The following is a 26,963-nucleotide window of genomic DNA, read 5'->3' as shown; positions in this document are numbered from 1 at the left end:
GGGATGCTTCCTAGTGAGTTGCACATTCTATCGGGTCGGTGCAGTCGCATTTCGGTGAGACGGCGGCGGGAGAGCGAGTTGGCTCGGGCTCGGGCACGATCCAAGGTCTCCGCGGCGGTTCTTTGCAGGAGCAACTTAGCTTGCTTGGTACCCATCCATAGAGGGATTTGTCATCCACTATTCTCGTCACCTTAAATAGTTCATTCATTCTGCAACTTTGGACGGTAGTGCCATTCTGAGCACACATTTCTTGGCACTGTTCCAATTCCGCTGTTTTGCATGGCACGGTTCGCTGACGTTGCTTAGGTAGGGGTGTCGGGAGCAAGCCAAGCTGGTCAGTGAAAGTCAGGGGGCTGAGATTGGCATAACCATACGTGCTCGGGCCGGCGTCCAGTCCGGTCGGATCACTTTGGAGGTAGCGACCTGTCGCCGCCTCATAGTGACGATTGATGTTGTAGGCGATGCGGGATTCGGCGTCGTAGTATTGCCCTGCGAAGCGCACATTAAGCGTATAGCCGCTGGTGGAGCTGGGTTGAGCCTCGCCGAATGGATTGGACTGATACGCCCATTGCCATACCGTTGCGCCAGTGCTGTCGGCGACCGCCCGCGGCGTGTTGAGGCCGTCGGCATGCACGTAATTGGTGGTGCTCACCGTGCCTTGCGTATCGATGACGGCCAACGGGAGATCTTCCAGCCAGATGTAATCGCGGGTGGTCCCACCGTACTCGCCGATGAGTTGACTGCTCTCGTCATAAGCGAAGCGCTGGCTCAGCGACGCCGGCAGCGTGGCCACCTTAGCGACGCGCTCGCCCAGGGCGTTATAGGTATAGGTGCCGACGGTGCTGCCATTGCGCTGCGCGATGGTCATCCGATTCCGGCCGTTGTAGCCGAAGCCGAACGATTCGCCACCCACCGAACTAGCGGTCGTGTTGCCGTTGTTGTCGTAGGTGCGGGCGGCACTGCCAATGTAGCTCAGCCAGTTGTGGGGATACTGGTAGTAGCTATATGTGCCTGTGGCGAGGCCGCTACCGGTTTTGCCCGTGCGATTGCCGATGGCGTCGTACGTATAGGACTCCACGCTCGTGCCAGCCGCGTTGTTCACGCCGGTGAGTCGCGACAACCAATCGTAGCCGTAGGTCTCCGTGGCGGGGTTGGCGCCAGGCACATTGCCCAGGGCCGTGATGCGCCCCATGGCATCACGGGCGAAGTGCAGGTTGAGCGCCGGGCTGGTGGCGTCCGTCACCTGGTAGTTCAGGTCGTAGGTGCGCGTGACGGTTTGGCCGTTCCCCAGGGTGTAGCTCGCAACGGGGCCGAAGGGCAGATAGGTGATGCTGGTCGCGATGTTGCCGGTGCCGGCGCCCGTCGTGCCGGGCGGGAGCGCCGTGATGGCGCTGATGCGACCCACGGTGTCGTGCTGGTACTGGACGGACGTGCCACTCGGCGTGACGACGCTGGCGAGCCGGTCCGCCGAGGTATACGAGTAGCCCGTCACGTCGGTCACCGAACCCTCGGTCTGGCTCTTCTGCGTGACATTGCCGCGGGCGTCGTAGCAGTACACCGTGGTGACGCTGGCTTCGACCATGCGGGTCAAGCGCCCCACCGGATACGAGCCCACGCAGCCGGTAACACTGTCGGCCTCATCGTAGTGGTAAGCGACATTGAGGCTGGTATCGACGTACGTGGTCGCCGTCACGCGGTTGAGCGCGTCGTAGCTGGACGTGGCGACAACGTTCTTGGCGTCCGTTCGGGTCAGCACGTTGCCAGCGACATCGAACGTGGAGGAGGTTGTGCCCGTGTCGGGGCTGGTCAACGTCTTCCGGTTGCTCAGGCCGTCGTACGCGCTGGTCGTGTACTTGTAGTCCGGCGTGAGGGTCTGGGTCAGGTTGTCCAGCACGTCGTAGGTGTAGCTGGTGGACGACACCACCGTCGAACCGTTGACTGTGGCGCTGCTTTGGAGGCCCGAATAGCGATTCAGGCCATCGTAGCTCCGGGTCTGGGTTACGCCGAGCGCATCGACCGACGTCACCAGGTTGCCGTTCGCATCGTAGCCGCCACTGGCACTGGCGTCGAAGATGGTGTGGTTCAAGCCGTCAATGATCTTGGTGAGCTGGCCCAGGTTATTGAACGTGCGGGACAGGTGGCGGCTCGGGGTGGAGCTGCCCACGGCATAGGTCGCTTCGTCCGTACGGTTGCCCGCGGCATCCAGCGTGTAGTGAATGTGGTTGCCTTGGGCATCGGTGATGTCGGTCAGCCGATGCGCGTTGTCGTAGCCGTAGGTGATCGTCACGCCATCGGCATCGGTAATGGATTCGACGGCGCCATAAGGCTTGTAGGTATACGTTGTCGTCGCTCCGGCAACCGTGCGCGTCTTGAGCCAGCCGCGGGGTGTGTAGGTCAGATCGGTGATCACCCCATTGGCATCAATCAGACGGGTCGGCCGCCCCGCTTGGTCGTAGGCGGTGTTCGTGGTCACGTGGCCCAGCGCGTCGGCGACCTGATAGAGGTCGCCCGCCCGATGGCACGCGCCGCCCGGAGTGGCGCAACCAGACGTATCCGTCGTCAGGTAATAGCTGTAATGCGTGATATCGGAGACATCGGTGCGCGGGCCGTCTTCCGTCAGCTTTAGGCCGACGACGGGGCATTGGGTGCCGTCCACGCTGGTGCAGTAGGTGTAAGTCCACTGACGCACGCCTCCGGGCGCCTGCGCGTTACTCCCACAGGTATAGCTAGATGCGCCGCTGACAGCCGGATCAACCTCGCAACGCGCAGTGACTTGGCCGGTGCTGTTGTACACCCAGGCGCTTTGCGTGATGGGATTGTTGTTGCTGTCGAGCGTGATTCGCGTCAAGGGGTTGCGAAGCGTGGTGTCCCAGGTGGTATTGATCGTGCGTTGTTGCCCGAGCGACGCCAGGTTGTAGCCTTCGATCCGCTGCGTTTCCAGGCCCGCCGTGTTGTAGGTGAGCTTGGTGACGTTGAAGGTGAAGTCCGTGTACTGGCTGGGATAGCCGTTCGTGTCGTACTGAATCGTCTGATACTTCTGCTTGCACCAGTCGGTGTTGCAGGCCGCAAACGTACCCGTCAGCTTGATGGCGCCATAGCCATCGTCTTTCATGGAGACGTTGCCCGACGCGCCCAGCGGAAACGTCATGGTGGCGAACGAGCTGCTGCCGCCTGTCACGCTTCCCGCATTGGCGCCACCGGCATGCGACGACGACACCGCGCGACCATTGGTGGCGCTGTAGCCCGTGGTGTCGTAGCGAACGCCCGCTTCATCAATGACGCCGGTCAGGGCGTAGGGTAAGTTGGCTCCGCCGGTGTAGGTCGGTTCGTTGTAGACGTATTGCTTGGTCTTGCTATCCGGATACTGGACGGAGGTCAGCGTTCCGTTGGTGTAACCGTACGTCAGCACGCCGCCGTCCGGGAGTGTCACCGTATGCAGCAAGCCGGCGCCGTCGTAGGCGAACTGCAGGGTGCGACCGAACGGGTCGGTCACCGTCTGCAACTTGCCGCCGCTGTAGGTGAGCGTCGTCGTTTGGCCGGTGGCGTCGGCGATGTATTGCAACTGGCCCGAGGTCGAGTAGCGCTCGAACTGATTCGGGCCGGCCACGTAGACGGTGAAGCCCGTGCTGTCGGCCGTCAACGTGTCCGGGATATTGGGGTCGGCTGCCCAACCGCCATTGGCCGTAGGCATGAAACGCTCGCTGCGGCCGTCAGCCCGGAGTAGTTGGATATACGACGTGCCGCCGCCGCCCACGAGCGTGTTCTGGAACAGCAGGGAGCGGTCAAAGGAGTGGCGCCATTGTGGCCCCATGCTCGCCGGTCGCACGCTGGCCTGGCTGTTGTAGAAGCGCCGAAAGGTCAGCCAGGGCAGGGCATCGAAATCGGATTCTTGGTCGTACTTATTACCCGTCGCCAGATTGATCGGGTCCAAGACCAAGGGGGTGCCAGGGCAGGTGACGATGCCGTCGCCGCCTTGCACGCCGTCGCCGCCGTTGCAGTTGCCCGCATCACCGGTGTTCTTTTCGGGATTGTTGTCGTAGGCCGACAACTGAATCTCGATGACATGGCTTGGGCAGACGAAGCTGCTCGGGTCGGTCGATACGTAGTAGACCTTCGCGACGTTGCCCTGGGCCTGCTGTGTCGCGTTCTCATAGGCTGAGGCGACTTGGCAATTCGTGCCGGCGGGGTAGCGGGCAGCGAGGAACTGTTTCGTCCCATCGAGCGCTAGGCTGATTTCCCCCCACGAATACTGTACGGGGTTGTTGTTCGTATCGAAGTCTTTTATGTAGAACGGGATGGCGTAGTAGGTCGTGGCGCTAGTCGCGCCCACCCATCCCAAACACAGGGCTAGCGCCCACGCTGAAAACCACACGCGGCGCGTGCGGCTATGACACCTTTGTCTAGCGGCCATCCTTGTTCCCTCGCCGTTGTTGTCTCGATCCTAAGTTCGCGCTGCGGTCCATCAGCGGCGCGGCGTCATCCGTAAAGCCGTGTGCATGCTTCCGGTCGGGCAAGCCGCGGACCAGCACAGCAGCATCTCAGGAGATCATGTCAAGGAAATGTGAAGACTTGGCAGGGGCGCTTTGGCCTGGATTTAGACGTCTAAATGAGACGACCAATGTGGAAGAAGGTTAGGGCGCGCATACCAGCTTTAAACGCATGGCTGAAAGGTCTGAGCGTTCTCTGGTCAGTCGTTCCTTCAATACATAGGCGCTTGACGACTCGTTATCTTTACTCGGTTGACCGTCCGTCCAGTTATAAATAACAAAGCCCGGTAGACGACGCTCATCCTGAGTTACGGCTTCTTCAAGTCGTCGTATTTCTTGGATCACTGCCGTGTTCTGGACGCGTCGCATATCTTCCAGCTGCGCGCGGCACGTAACTAGATCGCTGGCGGCTTGGCTCGATGCTTTGGAGTCCCCGGCTTCTTTGCGAAGCTCATCATTCTTATTTTCGAGATCGTGGACACGGCCGCTCAGATAGGTAATTTCGTCCGTATCGCCTTTATGCCTTTCCGTGAAATTAGGTACTTGATCCCAAGGCTGTTGCGCCGGCACCTACGATCGTCCACACCACGCCAAAGCCGACCTTCTCCCATATGCCGCTCATAGATTCCCTGTGTGAGTTCCATTTTCCTGTGCTGAAAGCATATCGAATAGGCTGACCGGCATCGATACCAAGTGTGTGGCGAAGCCGCCTACGCGTCTTCCGGACCTTCGAGTAGGATTCACAGGCGTTTCACGCTGGGCTCGGTGTGATCCCGGCTTTCGAGCGGTACACCACAAGGATTGGGCAAGGGGAAGAACGATGCGGGTTGGGCCAAGGGCGGACGCCCTGATTCGACACTTTGCACTCGGCGCGTTGTATTGCGCTGCGCTGTTTCTCATTAGCAAAGTGACTTTTACCCACTGGATCATCGTTACCGGTTTTCATCTGAGTGCGCTGCTTCTGGCGCGGTATCGCTACTGGCCGGCGCTGGCACTCGGCGGTTTGGCGCGCATGGTCTACGTGAGTATCGACTGCTATCCGCAATATGGCGCTGTATGGGCAACGATAAACTTGGTGCCGGCGATTGCGTATTACATGCCCGTCGTTTGGGCCTTCCGTCAGCGCGGGCTGCTTTTTCCAAAGCAGGGGACGTTTCAGGTCGTTGGCCTTGTCCTGTGCTCCTTCGTGGTGGCGACGATGGCCACGGGCATCACGCTTGGCCAGTTGCTCTTTACTCCGCTGCCACCAAACTATGTCCTTGACTACAGCCAGGTGGTGCCGCGGCTGGTGCTGGGTAATCTGCTAGGCGTGCTGACGATTGCACCTACGGCGATGGTCCTCGCCCAGCTAGCGAGTGAGGCCCGCGGCCAATGGCATGCCTGGCTTCACGAGGTGGCGGATAGTCGGCTCCTGTTCGAGACCGTGTTCGTGGCTATTCCCGTGATGCTGCTCGTCGGGTGGGCGGGTCTCCAGGATGCACAAAGTCGTCCGGTCGCTCAGATGGCGATGTTCCTGCCGGTCGTGTTTTTGGCGCTCCGCCATGGTTGGAGGGGCGCGGCATTGGCCGGGACGCTCGCCAGCGTGGGGATCATGTTGTTGATGCCGACGCAGGATGATCCGAACACGCTTCAAGCGGAGGTTCTGGTGGCACTGGCTATCGCCACCATGCTGCTCGTCGGCGAGCATGTGGCGGGACTTCATCGGCGGGCCGAGCAGGAGCGCGTGGACTCACGCACGGCGATGGCGCTCGCGCAGCGGAACGTGGAGCTGGGTGAATCGCAGCTGCGCAGTGCGGCGGTCTCGCTTGAGCGTACGCGCGAAGCGTTTGATGTGATGTTGAGCCACCTTTTTTCCCGAGTGAGTTTCTACCTGCCGGCGGCGGAGGATCGTCGTTATCGTCGGCTTGCCGAGGCGGCGAAAGGCGAACTCCACCTCCTGAGCGACGCCATGCATCCGCTGATGTACCGCGATAGAGGACTGCCGGGGATGGTAGCGCAGGGTGTCTTAGCGAGACACCTTGAGGCGGCCGGGATCGCCTTCTGGTGTGATGTCCGGGGACCGGCCAGCGTGTTTCCCCCAGCGATGCACCTCGCTGCTTATCGCCTCATCTGCGATGCCGTCACGGACGCCTGCATGGAACAGAACGTCAGCGAAGTGTTGGTCAAGGTCCGCTGCGGGACGCATCGCCCACTACGCATGACGTTGCTGGTGCAAACGGTCGGTGACGTGGAGCGCCTGGCGCACATTGGTTGGGAGAAGCTGCTGCCGTCCCTGCGGCTGCTGTCCAGCGGCCTGGGCCGCCGTGCTATCGAGGACCGCGCAGCGACCTATCAAGGTTCAACGCGTGAGCGCCCATTGCCTCACGGTCGGCGGCTCATGATCTCGCTACAGCATCCCGGCCAACCCCACGCCTAGGTGGAGTTAGCCCGTCCTTTTACTGCACCTTGATATTGCAGGTGACCGGGTCGCCACAGGCATCGGCGGCGCGCAACTGCATGGCGCCGTTGGACAGTGGCGTCGCCGTGATGGCCGTGGTGCCATCGTTGTAGACCGGCTTGGGTGCGGCAGCTGGTTGCGTTGCTGCCGGAAGGGCGGTCGGTTGGGATGGCGTGTCGACGAGATTCGCGTACCGGCCAATGGGAAGTGTAAGGAAGATGCCTCCAGCGCTACCGACGCTGCCGAGTACGTTTCCGTTGGCGTCATTGACCTGGATGTACCGAACCCCGCCAAAGTCGAAGACGTAGACATGGAAGTTGGGGTTCGTGCTCACGTCGGGTGCATTGGGCCAAGCCTGGCCAAGCCCGTTGCTGGGTGACGCGGCCATGGCCGTGCCGGAAAGGCCGGCGACGAGGCCGACGCCGAGGATTGCACGTGAGAGCAGGTGCATATAACGCGACCCTTTATTGGGTGGATGAAATCGACCGATCAACGGATACCGAAATCTAGCACTGAGGTGTGAAAGTGGCATGAGCAGGCCTCGCCGGTCGCTCGGGGCGTTCTCCGGCGGTTGAAATGGGATCCGAGCAGGGGCTCGGCGTGCGGCGCCCAGACGGGCGCTTGTCGCGGCCACGGCCCTGGTCAGTGCATGAGCAAAGAGGGTTTGCCCTCAGCGCGCGCGGTCGTCCCCCCTCCTCGCCAGGGCACTTCTCTCCGCACTTTTGATGCAATAGATGCAAGGGCGTCGAGCCGCGCCCTGCTTGGTCCGAGGAAGGATTTCTGTGGAGTGGCAAGTGATGCGGATTGATGCGCGCCAGAAGTGAGTCCCTGGGGCTGGACCGAGCGCCGCCAAATCCGCTCAAATGCCAGGCAGATCATCTGGCGCTCGCCGCAGGTCGTGCTCATCTGCGAGGGAGAGTAAGCCCAAAGCACCATGCCTTAGTTCATAAGACTCTGCAGGAACGAAACCACTTCCTCTTCAGGAAAGAAGGTCAGCACGTCATCGAGGTGAAGTCGGTGCTTTCGCTGCAGATCGCGGAACTCGGTTTTGGCCAGTGCGAGCCGTTGCGCCGGCGTCAGCATGGCCAATTCCTCAGAGTTCAATGGCTCGGCCGGCTTTCTGTCTAAGGCGGCCAGCTCTTGTTGGAATTGCTGCCAGATATCGTCGGATACGTGCTTGCGCATGCTGTGTCGGGTACCGGTGACGGCGGGAAGGTCGGCGCCGTGCTGCCGGTTCCGGCGAAGGGGGGCGTGTCTGGGGATCTAGGGAGCACGCCAGTGAGCCACCTTAAAGGAAAGGCCATCGGCAAGTGTAACGGTTGCCCGATAAGCCCCCTGGCGACCTATTTAAGTGTCGGCGGGCATGGCATGACACACGACCTCTTCCGGAGCCATGGCAGAAGGTCAGAACTCGGCGTGGTGACCATTTTTCCTGGCTAGTCCAGATGTTCAGTAAAGTCCGCTTTCGACCCGAAGCAGACATGCCGGACTAAGTCGCTAGGTACGCCGTGTCTCGCGAAGTTGAGCTAGTCGATGGATAGACAGGGCGGCTGATGGCCGCTCCCTGACCAAGGAGCAGGGGCTTATGGCAAGGACACTCTACTGCTGGAGATGCAAGCGGAACGCGCCAATGCTCGATGAGCAAGAATGGGCCGAGATTGCGTCCCTACTCTCTGCGATGGTGTCCAGGATCCAGGAGTTTCGGCGAGTAGAAGGCGCCTCGGTGGCCCAGGCGCTCGATCAGCGGTTCGGTGCTGACGCTCTGTCGCGCTATCAAGAATTAACTGGTGAAGAAGAGTCAGATCCCGAAGCGTTGCTGCATCACCGGGCCAGCTTGTTCGGCCCGCCATGCGAGGCTTGCGGGAAACCACTGCGCACGCCTAGAGCAGAGCTTGTGCGCTACATGGTGGGCAACGAACTTAGCGAGCGTCGAGCACTGGTCATCGTCGGCATGAGCGCAAGCGTCTATCACTATAAAGGTCGTCCCGATCGCAATGTGGTGCTCCGCGATCGCATCGTCGGCCTGGCGCAGCGCCATGAGCGCTGCGTGCAACTGAGGTTGATCGAGCCAGGAAAACTCAATCAGAACGCCTACATCGAATCGTTCAACGGACGCACTGCGTGATGAGTGCCTCAACGAACACTGGCTTCCGAACTTGCGGCACGCACTGAGATCGAAACCTGGCGTCGGGACTACAACGAAGAGCGGCCAAAGAAGGCCTTGGGCGGGCTCACGCCCGCTGACTATGCGAAGCAGCTAAAGTGACCATGGATCCTAATTCGTCCCGCTACTGAAGGCGGGAGTGTCGCCCCGACGACGAAACCGGGGGCGCACCAACCTATTCCACCGGTCTGGAACTCAGCATTGGCCACCAAGTAAATAATACATTGCGGTTTCGCTCAGGGTGACCTCGTGGTCAACCATGCCGTCCACGAGAATGATGCTGGTGATGTCACCGCCGCGCGAAGCATTGCCGACCTTCGGCTCTGGCACTAGTGAAGGATCGGCGTCTCGTGGCGGCGATGGTAATCGTCGATGCTTGTCAGAATTCGTTGTCGAATGGCACTCTCGCAGTCGACTGTCCCAAGGCTACAGGGGAAATGGTTTGCGACAAACGTCACTTCCCCGTCATCGTCTTCAAGACTCGCCGACCAGCTCACGGTGTCCCTTTCACGGCGGTAGATGGCGATGTAGATCAATCCTCGGTAAGAGCCTTGAATGCCTGTCATGATCGATACCTCCAGTGACTGAAGCAAAGACGAGTCAGGCATCCCAGTTATTGATCATGCGCGTGACAGGTGGCCCGTAGGCGTCAAGCCCTTTCTTGGTGTAGTCCTATCGACATGTGTCGCGTGTTAAGTCCGCAGGCCACTCAGCTTTTGCAGGTGCCAGATACCCGCTCTAGAGCACTAAGCTGATCAATCGGGTGTTGATCGTTTGCGGCGGATGATTCGCCTTCGTTTATACCTGGCGATGCCAGTATGTCCGATAGGCGAAGAAGTGCTTGCTTCGCTGCAAAGTTAATCGGCTGCCCGGCCGCCGCCGCCTCCAGGACCGGTGCGGCCACCTTTTCACACCAATCAATCAGTGGATTGCCGTTCATAGAGGCCTCCATCCGCCGTGGGGACGAACCAGCTAACGATCTGGACACCTGGCATTATAAAGATGGCGCATGACAGGTCGGTCAAGTGCAGATATCAGCCGGAAGAACTATGACGATTCATCTGGATGGCATCGAGTAGAAATGACTTAGCATGGCGACGTCTTTCCCTTAAAGCACCTTCGACTGAACTAAGCCTTCCTTTGTTCTCATTCGCGATTCGATTTCACGAAGCGCACGGAATCTAAAGGTGGCCGGCGCCATAGTGATTGATACATGCGAATCGCCCGACGCATCCATCCCGTGTGCTCTTGATGCATCAGAGCTAACTCTTCGATGGATGGCGCGTGGCGGTATGCGCCCCGCCGGAAAGGGCGGAAGAAGTAGATGAATCTCGCAAACGTGCCAAGAATCATCGACGCATGCCTCGTTTTATATGCTTCGCGGCGTCTACTGCTGCAGCGAGCTTTTGCCTTCGAGACATCACTTGCAAGGGCTTCAAAGGAGGTGTCTTGATAAGATGATCGAACAGATCACTTAGGTGTGTTATCCATTTGCCAAGCAGTGACACAGGACGATGGGCGATGTGTGAAAGAAGGGTGATCATAGCGGTCGCCTCAAATAATGAGCCTCTACAAGTCGAAACAGCAGTCGAAGTCAAACGGTAGGCCGGTGTGTGATGAAACCGGTGGCGGGGATGGCCCCACCACAAGTTCCTGGTAGTTACTTCTTGGCGGGCACGTTCACCGCATCGATGGCATGGATGATGCCGTTGCTCGAGGTGATGTCTCGCCCAGTGATGATTGCGCTGCCGATGCGGAGCTTGTCGCCGTCTTTCGTGACCGCTGCCGTCTGGCCCTGCATCATCTTGGGTGTGGTCAGCTTCTCGACGTCAACCGCCGGTACTCGACCGGGCATCACGTGGTACTTCAGTACGGAGATAAGCTCCGCCTTGTTCTCTGGCTTCAGCCAGTTCTCCAGGGTGCCTTCCGGCAGCTTCTTGAACGCCGCATCCGTCGGCGCAAAGAAGGTATAGGGGCCTGATTCCTTCAGGGTTTGGGTGAGGTCCGCTGCTTCGAGGGCCTTGCCTAGCGTATGGAAGGATCCATTCGCAGCCGCTGTCTCGATGATGTTCTTGCCAGGGGCGTGGGTAGTATTGGCGTCATGGTTGGACATATATGTGCCTTGAGTGGTGATCCGAGTGGCGGATCTGGGGCGGCCGAAGCCGCAACTCCGATAAGAGTCGGAGAAGTACTCAGGTGGCGTTAGGGATAGGACCGCGTGACTGAGGCGCCTGCCAAGAGAAGGCTTTATTCCTGGCGCCAACGCAGCATGCGCCTGCGGTTGTTAGGTGGGGGTAACGCGAGAAGACGAGGCGGACACAATATCTAACCCGGTCGTATTCGGATGCCTGTCGGGGGCTTCGGACGCAAGGGTTTGACGACACGTTACGGCGGCGTAACGAAAGAAGGCGCATGTTGGGGAGGCGCCGCGGCTCAAGTGATCATGCCTCCGGCGCCTCAGACTATCCGTGACTTTTCTTCCAAGCTCTCTGAGCCTCCTCCGCACTGATCGGAGTTGTGGGTGATGCACGCGCACGCCCTGCAGGATGCAGGTTCGCACTCGAGGCCTTTCCATGTACATCCTCAATCAGCTCAACTTGCTCTATTTTTACCCTCACAAGATGCGCTTCTCGCCGGCCGCCGATGTTGCTCACAGTGATCGCTGTACTCAGCGATTTTCGGGCCATTCGGTGTGGGCGGCACATTCTCCAGAAAAGCCTCTGCCGCTGCCTCGACAAGATGACGGCGCACTCAAGCTCGACCTGTCGGAATCGTTCAGTGATCGAGATTGTATCGATTCGGATCGCACGGACAATGATGGAGCGACCAACACAACCCGTGGCTCATCGTGATCGATGAGCGCTCGCATCCCCATACGATGGTTGATCATTGCGCCCGCACCTGTCGAGAGAATCTGAGGGCATTGGTGATCACCGTCGAAGGAAGTCATCATGACCAATATATCTGGCAAAACTACGAATGGCTTTACGTACGACGGCGATTACGAACTCACTCGCTCGGATCGTGTCAGGTGGAGCGCCACCTATCGGCGTGATGGAATATTCTTTGGCATGCGACATGGCGGCATCAATGAACTTCTCGGCGTATCGCTGAATGAGGTTCGAGAAGCCGTCATGGAGGACATCGAGCTTGTCTGGGTCCGTACCAATTAGACGAAGTGCAGTACCTTGCTGAGCATCGATTGCAGGCTCTACCGATCGAGCGCTGTTGACTCTCCTCAGTGGCCAATGTGGACGTTCACGTCCTCAGTTCCATGGGCGAGGTGAATGCGTTTGGTTTATAGCGAGTCCCTTGTAGTCATTGAAGGACCACCATCCGTCAAGGGTGGTGAGGATGATTTCTCACTCGGATGGCCGATGCAGTCACCGGGCTTGATGCATCGGATAAGTGCAACGGCGAGGAGGGGGGCAATAACCCGAGGCCGTGACACGATCTATTTGAATCGATGCAAGAGAAATCGCGTGCGTGCGCCAACGCACCGACACGGAACCGCTTCGACCCCAATGTGAGTCATCGCCATTCATTCGCCACTGGCAAGCGGGGTGACGTCGTGAACACTATTACCCTATTCATCGTCGCCACCTTGACTGCCGTGGGCGGCCTGTTTATGTATCGCGGCAATATAGGCGTGGCGATTGGTTTTTGGGGCGCCGCCGCAATCGTTTCGCAATCGCTTAAAATGGCCAACACGTGGCAGAAGTTTGTTGTTCTGCGCGCAGGAAAACTACTGGGGGTGCGTGGGCCTGGCTTATTTCTCATCATTCCGGTGATCGATCGAGTGGTCGCGGTCGTTGATGAGCGTATTCAGACCACCGCCTTCAACGCTGAGCAGGCGCTCACGCGCGACACGGTGCCTGTCAACGTGGATGCCATTATCTTCTGGCACGTGCACGATGCCAGGAAGGCTGCACTGGCCATTACCGACTACCAGCAGGCCATCGCCCGTGTAGCTCAAACCTCACTGCGCGAAATGATTGGCTCATCGATGCTCGCGTCCCTGCTATCGGACCGCCAATCCGCCGACCTAGCGCTATGCACTGAAATCGGAAATAAGACCACCGAATGGGGGTTGACGGTGCGATCAGTGGAAATACGCGATGTGGCTATTCCCGTGGCGCTGCAGGACGCTATGTCGAGGCAGGCTCAAGCCGAACGAGAGAAGCAGGCTCGCATTATCCTTGGGTCAGCCGAGGCCGAGATTGCGAGCAAGTTCGTCAGCGCGGCGAAGGTCTATTCCGATCAGCCGACTGCACTCCAGTTGCGCGCTATGAATATCATCTATGAGACGACGAAGGAGCGCGGAACCACCATCCTCATTCCTAGTTCAATGGTCGATAGCATGAACCCTGTATCAGCGCTCGCATGGGCGCTAGGCGCGCATCGCGCGACCGTGCATGCGGATGAAAGCCATGGCGACGCCGATGAATCGACTTCAATCCATGCCCCAGTTGACACCAAGGCCGAAGACAATCCTAGAGCTATTAAGACGGCGGAGTGGAGCCTGGCCAGCGCGTTGAATGACCTTGTGTCAGAGGGCGGTCATGCACTTGCTTCTGACGATGAGGTGGTGCCGCCTAGACTAAGCCAGATATCCGCGAAGCCCGGATAAGCGGTCTCGGTCAAGGAGCTCTGATATGCACGGTACGTATAGCTGGCAAGCAGCCTGCTTTGGCGACTAGCTTGTCATAGCGACAATGACTGGAAGACGCTCTGTCGTTCGCCGGCCAACGTTATATCGAACCAGCACACCGCATCTAACTGAAGCATAGCTTTCGGGGGGGGCGACGCTGCTGGTCAGCGAAGTTAAGCTCGGCATATTAGCCACTTCGAGCTGACGAACATGTCCATGCCGAACATTGATCGAATAATGCGCGCGGCCTTGTCAAGCCGACATTTGAGCCGCTCGACACACTTGATGATCACCAAGGTGATCGGCATGAAGAGTCTTGGTGTGGGCATTACACGAAAGGGAATCGGCGACCTAGCTGCTACGCACGCTGAGGTTTGGGAGTCGATGCTTTGAGTCAGTGCCGCAGTCCGTGAGCCAAACCTCTAAGACCGCGAGGCTATCTATCCGCATCTCACCCGAAGAGGTTGCAACCATGTCTGACATTGCAGGGACGACGAGCGACGGTTTCGACTACACCGCCATGTATGTCGCAGCTGTCCTGAACAGTGTTGTCTGGGCGGCGACGTTTCGCCTTGATGGCGACTATCGGGGAGCACGGCATGGGAGAGTCTTCGAGGTCTCGGAACTGTCGATAACCGATCTTCAGCAGGTCATTAAGGACGATATTGAATGTGCCTGGGTCAGCAAAGCTTGATGCATTAGCTATCGACACGCGTCTCAGGCTTGCGCGGCATGTCCAGCCTACCTAGTTGCGTATTTCCAAGCGCTAGGGCCAAGCGGCTTATGGGGGCATTGCCGCCCTTGTTCGGTGATCGCATCATTGCCTGGCGTCGTGCCATTCATGGGGTGAGACTCATTGGTCAGCCCCATAAGTGCTATCCGCGAGAAGTAGATGGGGTGTCCATGAGGGGCTATGACTTGTCGTCAATGTTATGCACGCTAGCCGCAACGGAGCGCCCGTGCCTACTGAAAATGAATAAAGTGACGCCCAAAGCCAGTTGGAACGGAAAGTTGGCCAGCTGACCATGGAAGCGGATCTGCTCAAAAAAACGCAAAAACGCGATCACTCGAGCAGCGACGACGACTTCTTCGTCGTCAGCGGCCCGCGGCCTGTTCCATTCGAAGGGCTTGCCAAGTGATCGGCCTCGCCCGCAGTACGTTCTACCGTCGCCCAACCGCCAAAGCCGTGGGGCTGGGCGACGCCCGATTGGTGGCACTTATCCATGACATACATGATGAATTCCCTGGCTATGGCTATGTCACTGCTCGCTACCAGGTAGCGTTGGCCAACTATGGCTTGGTCGGCTCCAGTTGGGGTTAATGATGCCACTGATGCCTTCGATGTCGGCAATGCGATCGCGCATCCATTGATTGTCAGAAGCGCTGGCGCATGCAAGGGCTTGACGAGCTAGAGGCGCATACCTGCACCAAAAGTCGAGATCGTCCAGGCTCTCGCTACGCAATCTGGAAACAGAGCGTTCCAACTGTTCTAGAGTCCGCTGAAGCTCTGCTCGATGGCCATTCATATTCGTCTCCTGATATGCGGTGACTCTTCAGTGGGACGCACTGGCACATGAGCTGTACCTTACACGTCACGCAAACGTGTGCCAGAAAGGATTATGACTTGCCGTCAACAGGGTGCGTGGTCGTGACTTCGTTCCCGTGCCTGTTGAAGGTGAGCAACGTAATGCACAAGGCCAAGGACGCGAAGAAAATGAATTCGGCGACACCAGTGGCGACTCCGGCGATACCCGTAAAGCCAAGGGTGCCGAATATCGACGCAATGACAAGAAAAATGAGTGCGTAATAAAGCATGATGAACCCTGTGGCAGCCGAGGGTGTCCGCCACGCTATAAGCGTAGTGCTGGTCTGTACAGGCGCTGACAGCGTGATATGCCATCTTCGGAAAGCGTCTGGGTAACTTCAGTGATTACCGGCCGGAAGGAACGTCTGCTTTCCTTCCGGCGTGGCTTTCAATGGAAATCGTACGCATGCCGAGGTTTGTCGTCGGTGCGCCACCGTACTGACGCGGTCGTCAGAGCGACGTAAGATGCTAACGTGAAAGGCAATATGCGATGACACCAAGTCGGTTTACTGATTACATCCATCGGAATACTTATGACGATATCCGGCGATACCCACGTCACCGGTCTGGAAGGGCGTTTTGACACCCTTCTCGATCAGAATCAGCGCATCATGAAAGAGAACGCGCTGTTGAGGCAGGCGTTGTTACGGCATCCGTCCGGCGCTCTGCAGATTCGATCCGTGGAACGCTCTTTGGGCCGGGCATACCGGCAGACCGGTTCCACCGAATCCGATGGATTGTCAGCCAATAGTGAGCCTCTCGGAAAAGATTGACGTGGGTAGATAGCGTTTCCCAGGCGTATCTCATGCATCAATCCATGCTTGCCGCTAGAGGTCCCGACAATGAAGGGCATTCAAGGCTCTTACCGTGGCTGAAGCGCTGCATAAAACGACTGGCTTCCAGGCAGGAGGTCGAGCCGGCTTGGTGCGGCGGATCGCCAACCCGGGCATCGACTACAAATAGGCGATGCTGGCGCATCCCTTAAATCGCCATCGGGGGAAGGAGGCGGTCGTATTCCTTCTTGACCACGGCATAGCATTCACAAGTTCGACGCTCCAGTTTTTCGCGATCGAGCACCGTGATATGGCCGCGCTGATACCGGATCAGCCCGGCTTGCTGCAGGTTGCCAGCGGCCTCCGTGACACCTTCACGACGAACGCCTAGCATGTTGGCAATCAGCTCCTGCGTCATCACCAGTTCTTTGGAGTGCAGTCGATCCAGACTCAGAAGGAGCCATCGGCACAGTTGTTGATCTAGGGAGTGATGGCGATTGCATACTGCCGTCTGCGCCATCTGCGTTATAAGGGCCTGGGTGTAACGAAGCAGGAGGTGCATGACGGCACCGGCGCGACTGAATTCCTGCAGCATGAGGTCGGCCTTAAGCCGATATCCCTGGCCCGCGCTTTGCACTAAGGCACGACTCGGCGTCGACTCCCCTCCCATGAAGAGCGAAATGCCGACAATCCCCTCGTTGCCGACGACGGCAATCTCCGCCGAGGCCCCGTCTTCCATCACGTATAGCAATGACACAATCGAGGTGGTTGGAAAGTACACATGAGCCAATCGGCTACCAGGTTCATAAAGCACTTTGCCGAGTGGCATGTCCACCGCCTCAAGATGCGGTAGCCAATGCGCCAACTCCGCTTCAGGTAATGCGGCGAGCAGGCGATTCTGTCGCGGACCATATGCCTGGGGCATAGGCTTCTCCTCTACGGCTCGATACATCTTAGGTCCCGGATCGGGTTCCAGAAAACTGCACAAACGGGTTAACCCATCTACAGCGATCCTGCTGTGAATATTTTGTTTAACTCAGTGGAGCGCGGGTCGCGACTTGACAAGCTGGCGCGCCTGCACGGATCAGGGGGAGGTCTCGCGCAGAAGACTGAGCAACGACCCCGCAAGCAGGGGTATGGCCACCCTCAGCTCAGATGCTTCCTCAAGGACCCATCTGGCGTCGGGAGCTTCATCGAGCGCCGCATCCTGCGCACCCATTCGACCACGCTTCGTCACGCGGTCAGGGGCCGCCAGATTCAAAAAGCAACTACGCGCCTTATCGCCATGGTCCCAGAGCGTCGCCAATTACCGAAGATCGACGGCAGGTTCAGCCTTAAGGCCAAGGATCGTGAAACCTTCGTCGGCCACCTGCACCATGGCCCACTTCATGGCTTGATGGAGCATCCTTGCGAAATGGCCCGCTCCCTCCCGGCCGATCCTGCCCCAGCTTTGTGCGCCCGAAGCTCCGAGCGCATCGAAGATACCGCTAAGCCGCTAAGCCGCTCAACCATCGACCGGTCTCCGCCAATGGCCAGGCAGCAGCCGTCTGTCAGCGGCCATGCTCCGCATATGCCTACATCGATGAGCCAGTACTGAAATCGGGAGAACACAAGCGCCCGACGAAGCGTGTCCTTGTAATAGGAGCGACCTGCATCGATAACCGTGTCGCCCCTGTCGAGAAGAGGCAGCAAAGTATTGTAGACGCACTCGGTCTCCGCGCGGCTCTGCATCGCCATCCACAGAGTGCGAGGCGGTGAAAGAACGATAGCCAGATCGTCGAAACGATCGACCGGCGTCGCGCCCGTAGGCCAGGCCACTTTGCCCGGTTCGTGATGTGGATCGAAGCCGACGACCTGGTATCCGGCCTGTAGCCATCGTTTGGCGACGAGGGCACTGGCCGGCTTGCGCCCGATGATACCTATCTGCATGGCATACCCCCATTTCTGCGCGACCGGATAAAGACCAACAGCTTCCGGCATGGAATGCCTGCCGAGGCGAGATCAGTCGGGCATCTGGCGGTAGGCGGCGTCGCGCCGCCTCTCATCCACCTTCACGTCACTGCCTCACGGATTGGCGTAAAACCATATGGCGAAAAGCCCAGCGTGATCGGCTCTGGGTCTGGCAGACACAGCCTACACTACAACCGGAAGGCCACGCTTTTGACCATACAAAGACGCTTGGCTTTGCGGAGCTTACATCTCCTGAAGGCGGCCTTTCGCAAGCGGATCATGCCGCGCCGCGCCAGCCACGTGCTTGAGCCGACGTTGCGTTCGGAGCTGTATGGCGCGGAGCAGATGGAACTGTACGGGGCGGATCTGGCAAGTCGACATCACGCGAGCCAGCACGTCAAAGCCAATACCTTGCTGGCGCGTCTGGCCGACAACGAAGCCATCCTTTCGCGAGCCTATGAAATGCTCACGCGCTCCCTGAAAGACGGACTGCGCATCACGCCGGCGGGCGAATGGCTCCTCGATAATTTCTATCTGGTCGAAGAGCAGATCCGCATTGCACAGAAGCACTTCCCGAAGGGCTACAGCCACGAACTTACGCATCTTCGCGGCGGGCCGTCCGCAGGACTTCCGCGGGTCTACGACATTGCCCTGGAAACGATCTGTCATTCCGACGGCAGGGTGGATAGCGAAGGCCTGCGACGCTTCGTGGCCTCTTATCAAACGGTGTCCCCCCTCACGCTTGGCGAGCTATGGGCCATCCCAATCATGCTCCGGCTCGCCCTCATCGACAATCTTCGTCGCATAGCGATGCGCGTCATGACTCACTGGCGTGATCGCAAGTTGGCAGACGAGTGGGCCAACATAATGGCGGATATCGCCGAGCGCGACCCCAAGAATGTGGTGCTCGCGGTAGCAGACATGGCGCGATCCGATCCGCCGATGGCCTGCTCCTTCGTCGCAGAACTGACGCGGCGACTGCAAGGGCAGGGCGCAGCCTTGGCGCTGCCACTGACATGGATCGAGCAACGGCTTTCGGAGTCCGGGCTGAGCGTCGAACATCTGGTGCAACTGGAGGCGCAGCAGCAAGCAGCGGACCAAGTATCCATCGGCAACAGTATCGGCAGTCTTCGCACGCTGTCAGCCATGAATTGGCGCGATTTCGTCGAGAGCACCAGTTCGGTCGAGAACACCCTTCGCGAGGACCCGGCTGGTGTCCACTCCACCATGGATTTCGATACGCGCGACCGCTATCGCCATGTGGTCGAAGCCTTTTCCAAGTACAGTGGCCACTCTGAAACGGAGGTCGCCCGAGCGGCCGTCGAGTTAGCCCGTGGCGGAGTTAAGCAAGGAGGTGCGCAGTCGCACGTCGGCTTCTATCTAGTGGGCAAAGGGGCGGTGACCCTGGAGCGCAACATGCTCGTCCGAGCACCCTTTGCGCAAAGGCTTCGGCGGCTCATCTTAGCGGCCCCGCTGGAGATCTATCTCGGCCTGATCGCGCTGCTAACTCTCCTGCTTGCTCGTCCGTTGGTGCTGGATATCGGGCGCAATGGCCTGCACGGCTGGCTGGCCGCACTGATCGCCGTGCCCATAGTGTTGATGACCAGCCAGCTGGCAACCAGCCTGGTGAACTGGCTGGCGACCATCGCTCTACCTCCCGAGATGTTGCCGCGCATGGATTTCAGCAAGGGCGTGCCTGCAGAAGCTCGCACGTTGGTGGTCGTTCCTTCATTGTTCTCAAGCTTTCAAGACATTGACGAACTAGTTGAAAGTATCGAAGTGCGTTTTCTCGCCAATCGCGACGAACATATTCACTTCTGCCTGCTGACGGATTTCACGGATGCGCCAATCGAGACGCTGGAACAGGACGCCGCCTTGCTGCTGTTTGCCAAGCAACGTATCAATAGCCTCAATGCCGCCTATCCCAATGCAACCGCGGACCGGTTTTTTCTGCTTCACCGGCCACGCTGCTGGAATGCGGCCGATAAGATATGGATGGGTTTCGAACGAAAGCGAGGCAAGCTGACCGAGCTCAACGCATTGCTGCGTGGCATCGGTCGAGAGCGATTCATGCTTGTGGTGGGGCGCACGGAAATCCTGCGGGAGGTCAAATACGTCATCACGCTGGACGCCGATACGCAGCTTCCGAGAGATTCCGCCCGGCTATTCATCGGGGCGATGGCGCACCCGCTCAATCGCGCTGTCTATGATCCACGCAAGCGTCGCATCGTATCCGGCTACGCCATTTTGCAGCCGCGCGTCGGTATCAGTCTGACCAGCGCGACGCGGTCGTCTTATGCGCGAATCTTTGGTAGCGAAGCCGGTGTCGATCCTTACACTCGAACAGTATCGGACGTCTATCAGGATCTCTTTCACGAAGGTTCATTCATCGGTAAAGGTATTTACGATGTCGACGCCTTCGAGCAGGCGATCGCCGGGCGTTTTCCTGACAACAGTATCCTGAGCCACGACCTGATCGAAGGTTGCTATGCCCGTTCCGGGCTTATCAGCGATATCCAGCTCTATGAGGAATATCCATCTCGCTACGACGCTGATGTAAAGCGTCGTCGTCGCTGGATACGCGGCGACTGGCAGTTGCTGCCGTGGCTTCTGCCGTGGGTTCCTTTGCGGGGCAAGCGCCGCGAACGCAACCCACTCTCTGCACTGTCGCACTGGAAGATCATCGACAACCTCCGTCGAAGCCTGGTTCCACCGTCACTGATTGCGCTTCTTCTGATCGGCTGGATGAACGTGTCGCGAGTGACATCGTGGACGTTCGCAGTCTTGGCTGTCGTGCTCGTACCGCCGATTCTCGCGTCACTGCTGGACCTGCTCCGGAAGCCATCCGAGATCATGCTTGGCCGGCATCTGCACGGTACCATGTACTCCATAGGCCAACACTTCGTTCGTGCTATGTTGGCTTTGATATGGCTGCCGCACGAGGCGCTCTATAGCCTGGACGCGATACTGCGCACGCTTTGGCGCGTCATCATCAGTAGGCGGCGGCTCTTGCAATGGAACCCATCAAGAGAAGCGGGCCGCGCCGTCGCCAATGGCGTATTGGCGCTGCTGAGATCGATGTGGATCGGACCGCTCGTCGCCATCACGACCCTGGTAATTCTCGGATGGCGGCGACCGGATGCATTGGCGATTGCTGGTCCGCTCTTGCTGCTTTGGCTCGCCTCGCCCGTCGTCGCATGGTGGATAAGCAAGCCGCCTCTTTTCAACGTGTTCACCCCTTCGCCGGACGAGCAGCGCTTGCTCCGCCGCCTGTCGCGCAGAACCTGGGCATTTTTTGAAGTGCATGTCGGGCCACAGGAGAACTGGCTTCCCCCTGACAACATGCAAGAGCAGCCAGAGATCGCGATTGCGCACCGCACATCGCCGACCAATATGGGGCTGGCACTCCTGGGAAACCTTGCGGCGTATGATCTTGGCTACTTGACCGCCGCACGACTGGTGGATCGCACCGCTGCGGCGCTGCAAACCATGCAAGGGATGGAAAGGTATCGGGGGCACTTCTATAACTGGTACGACACGCGATCGCTGGAACCTTTGCGGCCTCGATACGTGTCCGCGGTAGATAGCGGCAATCTTGCAGGGCATTTGCTGACCCTTCGTTCCGGCCTGATCGCACTGCCGGATGATCCGGTATATGACAAGCGCATGTTCGACGGCCTGCATGACACGCTGGAGCTTCTGCGCGAAGCGGTGACCACGGAGCAGCCCGAGAACACAGATATGCTGTTGACCATCGTGGCCGAACTCGATGCTGCCATCACCACGCCACCGGTAACGCTGCCAGCTGCAGCCGATAGCGTGAAAAAAATGCTGGACAGAGTCGAGAAAGTGGCGATCGGGCTGGGTGGCGTTGTGGGCGATGACGTCGGTTTCTGGTTGCAACTGCTGCTGTTGCAATGTCGTGACGCCTCGGACTACCTAGCCGTGTTTGCCGGATTGTCCGACGCGAGAGAAGGGGGCGGAAAGAAAGGCATTCCAACGCTTCGACAGGCGGCGAATATGCCAATCGACGCAGAGCAAGCCGTCCGTGCACAGGCGACGGCCGTCGTAGCGAAGCGACGGGCCATAGAGCTGGTCCTTGCGCTCACCCGGCTGGCTCAGCAGGCCGCCGAGCGGGCCGAGATGGATTACGGGCTTCTCTATGACTCCCATCGCCACCTGCTTTCCATCGGTTACAACGTGGACGAGCGTCGGCTCGATACGGGCTTCTACGACTTGCTGGCATCAGAGGCGAGACTCACGAATTTTGTGGCGATATCCCAGCAGAAGCTGCCTCAGGAAAGCTGGTTCACGCTCGGGCGCTTGCTGACGAGCGTCGGAGGCGAGCCGGCGCTGCTGTCATGGACAGGCTCGATGTTCGAGTACCTGATGCCACTGCTGGTGATGCCAAGCTATGAAGGCACGTTGCTGCACCAGACTTGCCGCACTGCCGTCAATCGGCAGATTGAGTACGGTAGTCAGCTGAATATCCCTTGGGGCGTTTCCGAGTGCGGGTATAACGCGCGCGATATCCATTACAACTATCAGTACCGGGCCTTTGGCGTCCCGGGCCTTGGCCTCAAGCGCGGCCTGGGCGAGGAGCTGATCGTTGCGCCCTATGCATCGGCCCTGGCACTAATGGTCGCACCCGAAGCGGCTTGCGAAAATCTGCAACGCCTCGCGGACGAGGGCATGGAGGGACGCTTCGGTCTCTATGAGGCGGTCGACTACACCCCCTCGCGCCTGCCACGCGGACAGAGTTCAGCCGTTATCTATTCTTTCATGGCGCATCACCAGGGCATGAATCTCCTGGCTTTCAACTACGTATTGCGACGACGCCCGATGCAGAAGCGCTTCGAGGCGGACCCAGGTTTTCAGGCCACGCTGCTATTGCTGCAGGAGCGAGTGCCACGAATAGCGACGGAATATCAGCACGCCACAGGACTTGCTTCACTGGAAGCGTCGTCACTGGTGCCCGAGCCTCGGTTGCGTGTTTTTACCGAACCAAATCGTACGGATCCCGCTGTACAGCTGCTTTCCAATGGACGCTACCACGTCATGGTGAGCAGTGCCGGTGGCGGATACAGCCGTTACCGCGATATGGCGGTGACTCGATGGCGCGAGGACATTAGTTCTGACAACTGGGGCACGTTCTGCTATCTGCGCGATGTCGCCAGCGGTGACTTCTGGTCTTGCGCTTACCAGCCGACCCTGAAGAAGCCCGAGTTCTACGAAGCGATCTTCTCCGAGGCGCGCGCTGAGTTTCGCGTGCGCGAACGTGATTTCGTCGCTCATACCGAAATCGTGGTGTCGCCCGAAGACGACATCGAACTTCGTCGTCTCCGCATCACCAATCGCGGACGCACGGAGAGGGTCATCGAAATCACCAGCTATGCTGAGGTGGTGCTGGCGCCACCGACGGCCGATGCGGTACATCCGGCTTTCAGCAATTTGTTCGTGCAAACCGAATTGGTGCGCTCATTGCAGGCCATCGTATGCACCCGGCGCGCTCGCTCCAGTCAGGAGACGTCGCCATGGTTGTGCCATCTGCTGGCCGTGCATGATGCCCATATCGACGAAATCTCTTACGACACCGATCGCGCCCGATTTATTGGCCGAGGCCGCAGCGCCGCGTCACCTCAAGTCATGGATAGCGCCGATGCCTATCGCCGCCTTTCGAATAGCGAAGGTTCGGTGCTCGACCCGATCGTTGCCATCCGCTGCCGGATCACGCTGCAAGCCGAGCAGTCGGCCGTGGTCGATCTGGTGACCGGTATCGATGATAGCCGCGATGCGTGCATGCATCTCTTGGCGAAGTATCGCGATCGCCACCTGGCCGATCGCGTGTTCGACCTGGCGTGGACACACAGCCAGGTACTGCTGAGCCAATTGAATGCACGCTTGACGGACGCGCAACTGTACGAACGCATGGCTGCGTCCATTATTTACGCAAATGCGTCGATGCGCGCCGACGCCAGGATTCTTATGGCGAATCGGCGCGGCCAATCGGGGCTATGGGCACAAGCTATTTCTGGCGACTTGCCCATTGTGCTGTTGCACATCGCGGAGCTGGCCAATATCGATCTGGTACGTCAGCTGGTGCAGGCTCACGCCTACTGGCGATTGAAGGGGCTGGCAGTTGACCTGGTGATATGGAATGAGGATCGTGCCGGCTATCGACAGCAACTGCAGGACATGATCATGGGCCTGATCGCGTCCGGCGTTGAGGCGAGCCTGCTGGATCGACCCGGCGGCATCTTCGTACGACCCGCGCAGCAGATTTCCCAAGAGGACCGTATTCTGGTGCAGGCCGTCGCGCGCCTGATCATCGACGACAACCGCGGCTCACTGGTCGAGCAAGTCAATCGACGGCGGGTGAGGTCCTCACCGATGCCGTTCACTCCAACGGCGGGCCGACTTGCATTCGCCGAGAACTTCGACAGCGTCGTAACAGAACAGTCGGCCGCCCCGCTTTTGCTGAGCAATCGCTATGGCGGCTTCAGCGCGGATGGCACCGAGTACGTCATCGCGCTCGAGGCAGGAGAGACGACGCCCGCGCCCTGGGTCAACGTGCTGGCAAACGCACAGTTCGGTACCGTGGTCTCCGAAAGCGGAAGCGCCTATACCTGGGCCGAGAATGCGCATGAGTTCCGACTTACCCCATGGCTGAACGACCCGGTGACCGACAGCTGTGGTGAGGCGATATACCTGCGCGATGAGGAAACCGGACACTACTGGTCGCCTACACCGCTGCCATGTCGCGGCAAAGGGCTCTATGTGACACGCCACGGCTTCGGCTACTCGGTATTTGAACACACGGAGGAAGGCCTTCGCACCGAACTTTGGGTTTACGTTTCGCCGGATTCGGCGGTGAAACTATCGGTGCTCAAGGTGCACAACGTATCCGGACGCACGCGCCGCCTTTCCGCCACGGGCTATGTCGAGTGGGTGCTGGGTGAGCTGCGCAGCAAAACGGCCATGCATGTAGTGACCGAGTCGGATCCGGCGACCGGAGCATTGTTTGCCCGCAATGCCTACAGCTCGGACTTCCCGGGAAGGGTGGCCTTCTTCGATGTCGACAACCCCGCCCGCACGGTCAGTTGCGACCGCAGCGAGTTCCTTGGGCGCAATAACAGCTTGCGGGCTCCAGCGGCCATGTCGCAGGCGCGTTTGTCGGGGAGGGTGGGAGCAGGACTGGACCCTTGTGGCGCCATCCAGCTCGGCTTCGACCTGGACGATGGCGATGAACACGAAATCATTTTCCGCCTTGGCGTGGCCAGTGACGCCAAGGCGGCAAGCACTATGGTGCAAAGGTTCCGTGGCCGTGGCACCGCCGCCAATACCCTGGAGGCCATACGCATGCACTGGCGCTGGACGCTTGGGAAGGTGCAAGTGCAGACGCCGGACCCGGCGATCAATGTTCTTGCCAATGGGTGGCTGATGTATCAAGTCATTGCCTGCCGCTTCCTGGCGCGCAGCGGCTACTACCAGTCGGGCGGAGCCTACGGATTCCGCGATCAGCTGCAGGACTCCATGGCGATGACTCATGCCTCGCCGTATAGCTCGCGCCAACATCTTCTGCTGTGTGCCTCGCATCAGTTCGTCGAAGGCGACGTCCAGCATTGGTGGCACCCGCCACTGGATCATGGCGTACGCACGCGCTGCTCGGACGATTATCTATGGCTCCCGCTGGCGACCTGCCGCCATGTGGTCGCCACGGGCGACTACGGTGTGCTCGATGAAATGGTGGGTTACCTGGAGGGGCGCCAGGTCGGACTCGACGAAGAGTCCTATTACGATCTGCCGGCGCGTTCGGGCCTGCAAGAGACGCTCTATCAGCATTGCGTGCGCGCCATCGAACGCAGCATGCCTCGTGGTAGTCACGGACTTCCACTCATGGGTAGCGGAGACTGGAACGATGGAATGAATCGTGTTGGTGAGCATGGCGATGGCGAGAGTGTCTGGCTGGGCTTCTTCCTCTACGACGTGCTCATGCAGTTCGCGCCTGTGGCGCGCCTGCACGCCGACGAGGCATTCGCGGAGCGCTGCGAGGCCGAGGCGGCCACGCTGCGCGACAACATCGAGCGGGATGGTTGGGATGGCGCCTGGTACCTGCGCGCGTACTTCGACGATGGCACCCCTTTGGGGGCGGCCACCAATGAGGAGTGCCAGATCGATTCCATTGCGCAAAGCTGGTCGGTGCTGTCAGGGGCGGGCAACGCGGAACGTCAGCACCAAGCGATGGATTCACTGGATCGGCACCTGGTGCGGCGGGATATTGGACTGGTGCAGCTGCTGGAGCCTCCATTCGATAAGTCCGCGCTTGATCCGGGCTATATCAAGGGCTATGTGCCCGGCGTTCGGGAAAACGGAGGTCAGTACACCCACGCAGCGATCTGGGCAACGATGGCATTTGCCAAGCTGGGTGACAGCGAGCGTGCATGGGAGCTGCTGCGGATGATCAATCCGGTCAACCACTGCCTGACGGCCGAGGCCGTAGATATCTATAAGATCGAGCCCTACGTGGTAGCCGCCGACGTCTATGGCGTAGCTCCGCACACCGGACGCGGAGGCTGGAGCTGGTACACCGGATCGGCTGGCTGGATGTACCGGCTCATCGTGGAGTCGCTGCTTGGCTTGCAACTGGAGGGTGAGCGCCTGCACATCAGGCCCGTTCTGCCTGCGGTGTGGCGCTCATTCACGATGGACTACCGGTTTCGCGAAACGGACTATCACATTGCCATCCTGCAAGAAGAGAGCCTTGAGCCGGGCGATCAAGTCAGTCTCGACGGCAAGGCGCAAGCTGGGCAGGGAATCACGCTGGTGGATGACGGCAAGGAGCATAGGATTGAGTTTCGGCGCCGATTCACGCCGAAGCCCCCCCATAGGACTAGCGTTGCCGCGGTATTTCGCTAA

General features: G+C 59.2%; 16 protein-coding genes and 1 pseudogene. 8 read left to right on the top strand and 9 right to left on the bottom strand.

The annotated features are described in order from the left end of the window. Positions 1-10 precede the first annotated feature (10 nt). A complete protein-coding gene (locus FHW84_RS00170; RefSeq protein ID WP_208399556.1) occupies positions 11-4,411 on the bottom strand; it encodes an RHS repeat-associated core domain-containing protein in 4,401 nt (1,466 codons plus the stop codon). 220 nt (positions 4,412-4,631) lie between these two features. Further along, complete coding sequence (locus FHW84_RS00165) at positions 4,632-5,057, bottom strand: hypothetical protein (protein ID WP_167252114.1); 426 nt, start codon at positions 5,055-5,057, stop codon at positions 4,632-4,634. 250 nt (positions 5,058-5,307) lie between these two features. Here FHW84_RS00165 and FHW84_RS00160 point away from each other — a divergent pair, with 250 nt between their 5' ends. Then, positions 5,308-6,903, top strand: coding sequence for an MASE1 domain-containing protein (locus FHW84_RS00160; RefSeq protein WP_167252113.1), 1,596 nt, complete (start codon positions 5,308-5,310; stop codon positions 6,901-6,903). A gap of 19 nt (positions 6,904-6,922) precedes the next feature. Here FHW84_RS00160 and FHW84_RS00155 read toward each other — a convergent pair whose 3' ends face one another. Together FHW84_RS00155 and FHW84_RS00150 are read right to left on the bottom strand one after the other, a co-directional pair. Further along, positions 6,923-7,375 carry a hypothetical protein gene (locus FHW84_RS00155; protein WP_243867792.1) on the bottom strand — a complete coding sequence of 151 codons (453 nt, stop codon included), beginning with the start codon at positions 7,373-7,375 and terminating at the stop codon, positions 6,923-6,925. 488 nt (positions 7,376-7,863) lie between these two features. Then, a complete protein-coding gene (locus FHW84_RS00150) occupies positions 7,864-8,109 on the bottom strand; it encodes a 2-hydroxyacyl-CoA dehydratase (RefSeq protein ID WP_167252112.1) in 246 nt (81 codons plus the stop codon). An 862-nt stretch (positions 8,110-8,971) separates the two neighbouring features. Here FHW84_RS00150 and FHW84_RS00140 point away from each other — a divergent pair. Beyond that, a pseudogene (locus tag FHW84_RS00140) lies at positions 8,972-9,190 on the top strand (transposase); the annotation flags it as partial. A 607-nt stretch (positions 9,191-9,797) separates the two neighbouring features. Here the strand turns inward: FHW84_RS00140 and FHW84_RS00135 are convergent. Together FHW84_RS00135 and FHW84_RS00130 are read right to left on the bottom strand one after the other, a co-directional pair. Then, the gene (locus FHW84_RS00135; protein WP_167252111.1) at positions 9,798-10,028 is read right to left on the bottom strand and encodes a hypothetical protein; all 231 of its coding nucleotides are present in this window, start codon (positions 10,026-10,028) and stop codon (positions 9,798-9,800) included. Between the two features lie 720 nt (positions 10,029-10,748). Continuing rightward, the gene (locus FHW84_RS00130; RefSeq protein WP_167252110.1) at positions 10,749-11,201 is read right to left on the bottom strand and encodes a fasciclin domain-containing protein; all 453 of its coding nucleotides are present in this window, start codon (positions 11,199-11,201) and stop codon (positions 10,749-10,751) included. A gap of 460 nt (positions 11,202-11,661) precedes the next feature. Between FHW84_RS00130 and FHW84_RS00125 the strand changes: the two genes are divergently transcribed. The 4 genes from FHW84_RS00125 (at position 11,662) to FHW84_RS00110 (ending at position 14,433) form a co-directional block, all read left to right on the top strand. Next, positions 11,662-11,940, top strand: coding sequence for a hypothetical protein (locus tag FHW84_RS00125; protein ID WP_167252109.1), 279 nt, complete (start codon positions 11,662-11,664; stop codon positions 11,938-11,940). Between the two features lie 99 nt (positions 11,941-12,039). Next, positions 12,040-12,261 (top strand): TonB-dependent receptor, encoded by a 222-nt coding sequence (locus FHW84_RS00120; RefSeq protein WP_167252108.1) that lies wholly within the window; start codon positions 12,040-12,042, stop codon positions 12,259-12,261. Positions 12,262-12,659: 398 nt separating this feature from the next. Next, a complete protein-coding gene (locus tag FHW84_RS00115) occupies positions 12,660-13,718 on the top strand; it encodes a slipin family protein (RefSeq protein WP_343203537.1) in 1,059 nt (352 codons plus the stop codon). 493 nt (positions 13,719-14,211) lie between these two features. Further along, positions 14,212-14,433, top strand: a complete 222-nt coding sequence (locus FHW84_RS00110) for a TonB-dependent receptor (RefSeq protein ID WP_167252107.1) — start codon at positions 14,212-14,214, stop codon at positions 14,431-14,433. A gap of 923 nt (positions 14,434-15,356) precedes the next feature. On the opposite strand, the gene FHW84_RS00105 is transcribed toward FHW84_RS00110, so the two are convergent. Then, entirely contained in the window at positions 15,357-15,554 is a 198-nt protein-coding gene (locus FHW84_RS00105; protein ID WP_167252106.1) for a DUF1328 domain-containing protein, read from the bottom strand. Between the two features lie 303 nt (positions 15,555-15,857). Here FHW84_RS00105 and FHW84_RS00100 point away from each other — a divergent pair, with 303 nt between their 5' ends. Beyond that, positions 15,858-16,097 carry a hypothetical protein gene (locus FHW84_RS00100; RefSeq protein ID WP_167252105.1) on the top strand — a complete coding sequence of 80 codons (240 nt, stop codon included), beginning with the start codon at positions 15,858-15,860 and terminating at the stop codon, positions 16,095-16,097. Positions 16,098-16,305: 208 nt separating this feature from the next. Here the strand turns inward: FHW84_RS00100 and FHW84_RS00095 are convergent, their stop codons facing one another. Further along, positions 16,306-17,022, bottom strand: a complete 717-nt coding sequence (locus FHW84_RS00095) for a Crp/Fnr family transcriptional regulator (protein ID WP_167252104.1) — start codon at positions 17,020-17,022, stop codon at positions 16,306-16,308. Positions 17,023-17,483: 461 nt separating this feature from the next. Further along, on the bottom strand, positions 17,484-18,077 hold the full coding sequence (locus tag FHW84_RS00090) for an NAD(P)-binding domain-containing protein (protein WP_167252103.1): 594 nt from the start codon (positions 18,075-18,077) through the stop codon (positions 17,484-17,486). A 249-nt stretch (positions 18,078-18,326) separates the two neighbouring features. On the opposite strand from FHW84_RS00090, the gene FHW84_RS00085 reads away from it, so the two are divergent. After that, the gene (locus tag FHW84_RS00085; RefSeq protein ID WP_167252102.1) at positions 18,327-26,963 is read left to right on the top strand and encodes a glycoside hydrolase family 94 protein; all 8,637 of its coding nucleotides are present in this window, start codon (positions 18,327-18,329) and stop codon (positions 26,961-26,963) included.

The sequence above is a fragment of the Dyella sp. SG562 genome (genome assembly GCF_011759495.1).
Lineage (GTDB): Bacteria > Pseudomonadota > Gammaproteobacteria > Xanthomonadales > Rhodanobacteraceae > Dyella_D > Dyella_D marensis.
The sequence above is the reverse complement of the archived record's forward strand: the minus strand, read 5'-3'. Positions and strand labels throughout refer to the sequence as shown.

What these genes read in the sequence shown, in the direction of transcription:
- FHW84_RS00085 (WP_167252102.1), top strand. Translation starts at nt 18,327, where the DNA reads ATGCCGCGCCGCGCCAGCCACGTGCTTGAGCCGACGTTGCGTTCGGAG.
- FHW84_RS00130 (WP_167252110.1), bottom strand. Translation starts at nt 11,201, where the DNA reads ATGTCCAACCATGACGCCAATACTACCCACGCCCCTGGCAAGAACATC.
- FHW84_RS00170 (WP_208399556.1), bottom strand. Translation starts at nt 4,411, where the DNA reads ATGGCCGCTAGACAAAGGTGTCATAGCCGCACGCGCCGCGTGTGGTTT.
- FHW84_RS00090 (WP_167252103.1), bottom strand. Translation starts at nt 18,077, where the DNA reads ATGCCGGAAGCTGTTGGTCTTTATCCGGTCGCGCAGAAATGGGGGTAT.
- FHW84_RS00135 (WP_167252111.1), bottom strand. Translation starts at nt 10,028, where the DNA reads ATGAACGGCAATCCACTGATTGATTGGTGTGAAAAGGTGGCCGCACCG.
- FHW84_RS00155 (WP_243867792.1), bottom strand. Translation starts at nt 7,375, where the DNA reads ATGCACCTGCTCTCACGTGCAATCCTCGGCGTCGGCCTCGTCGCCGGC.
- FHW84_RS00150 (WP_167252112.1), bottom strand. Translation starts at nt 8,109, where the DNA reads ATGCGCAAGCACGTATCCGACGATATCTGGCAGCAATTCCAACAAGAG.
- FHW84_RS00160 (WP_167252113.1), top strand. Translation starts at nt 5,308, where the DNA reads ATGCGGGTTGGGCCAAGGGCGGACGCCCTGATTCGACACTTTGCACTC.
- FHW84_RS00095 (WP_167252104.1), bottom strand. Translation starts at nt 17,022, where the DNA reads ATGCCCCAGGCATATGGTCCGCGACAGAATCGCCTGCTCGCCGCATTA.
- FHW84_RS00125 (WP_167252109.1), top strand. Translation starts at nt 11,662, where the DNA reads ATGTACATCCTCAATCAGCTCAACTTGCTCTATTTTTACCCTCACAAG.
- FHW84_RS00105 (WP_167252106.1), bottom strand. Translation starts at nt 15,554, where the DNA reads ATGCTTTATTACGCACTCATTTTTCTTGTCATTGCGTCGATATTCGGC.
- FHW84_RS00100 (WP_167252105.1), top strand. Translation starts at nt 15,858, where the DNA reads ATGACGATATCCGGCGATACCCACGTCACCGGTCTGGAAGGGCGTTTT.
- FHW84_RS00110 (WP_167252107.1), top strand. Translation starts at nt 14,212, where the DNA reads ATGTCTGACATTGCAGGGACGACGAGCGACGGTTTCGACTACACCGCC.
- FHW84_RS00120 (WP_167252108.1), top strand. Translation starts at nt 12,040, where the DNA reads ATGACCAATATATCTGGCAAAACTACGAATGGCTTTACGTACGACGGC.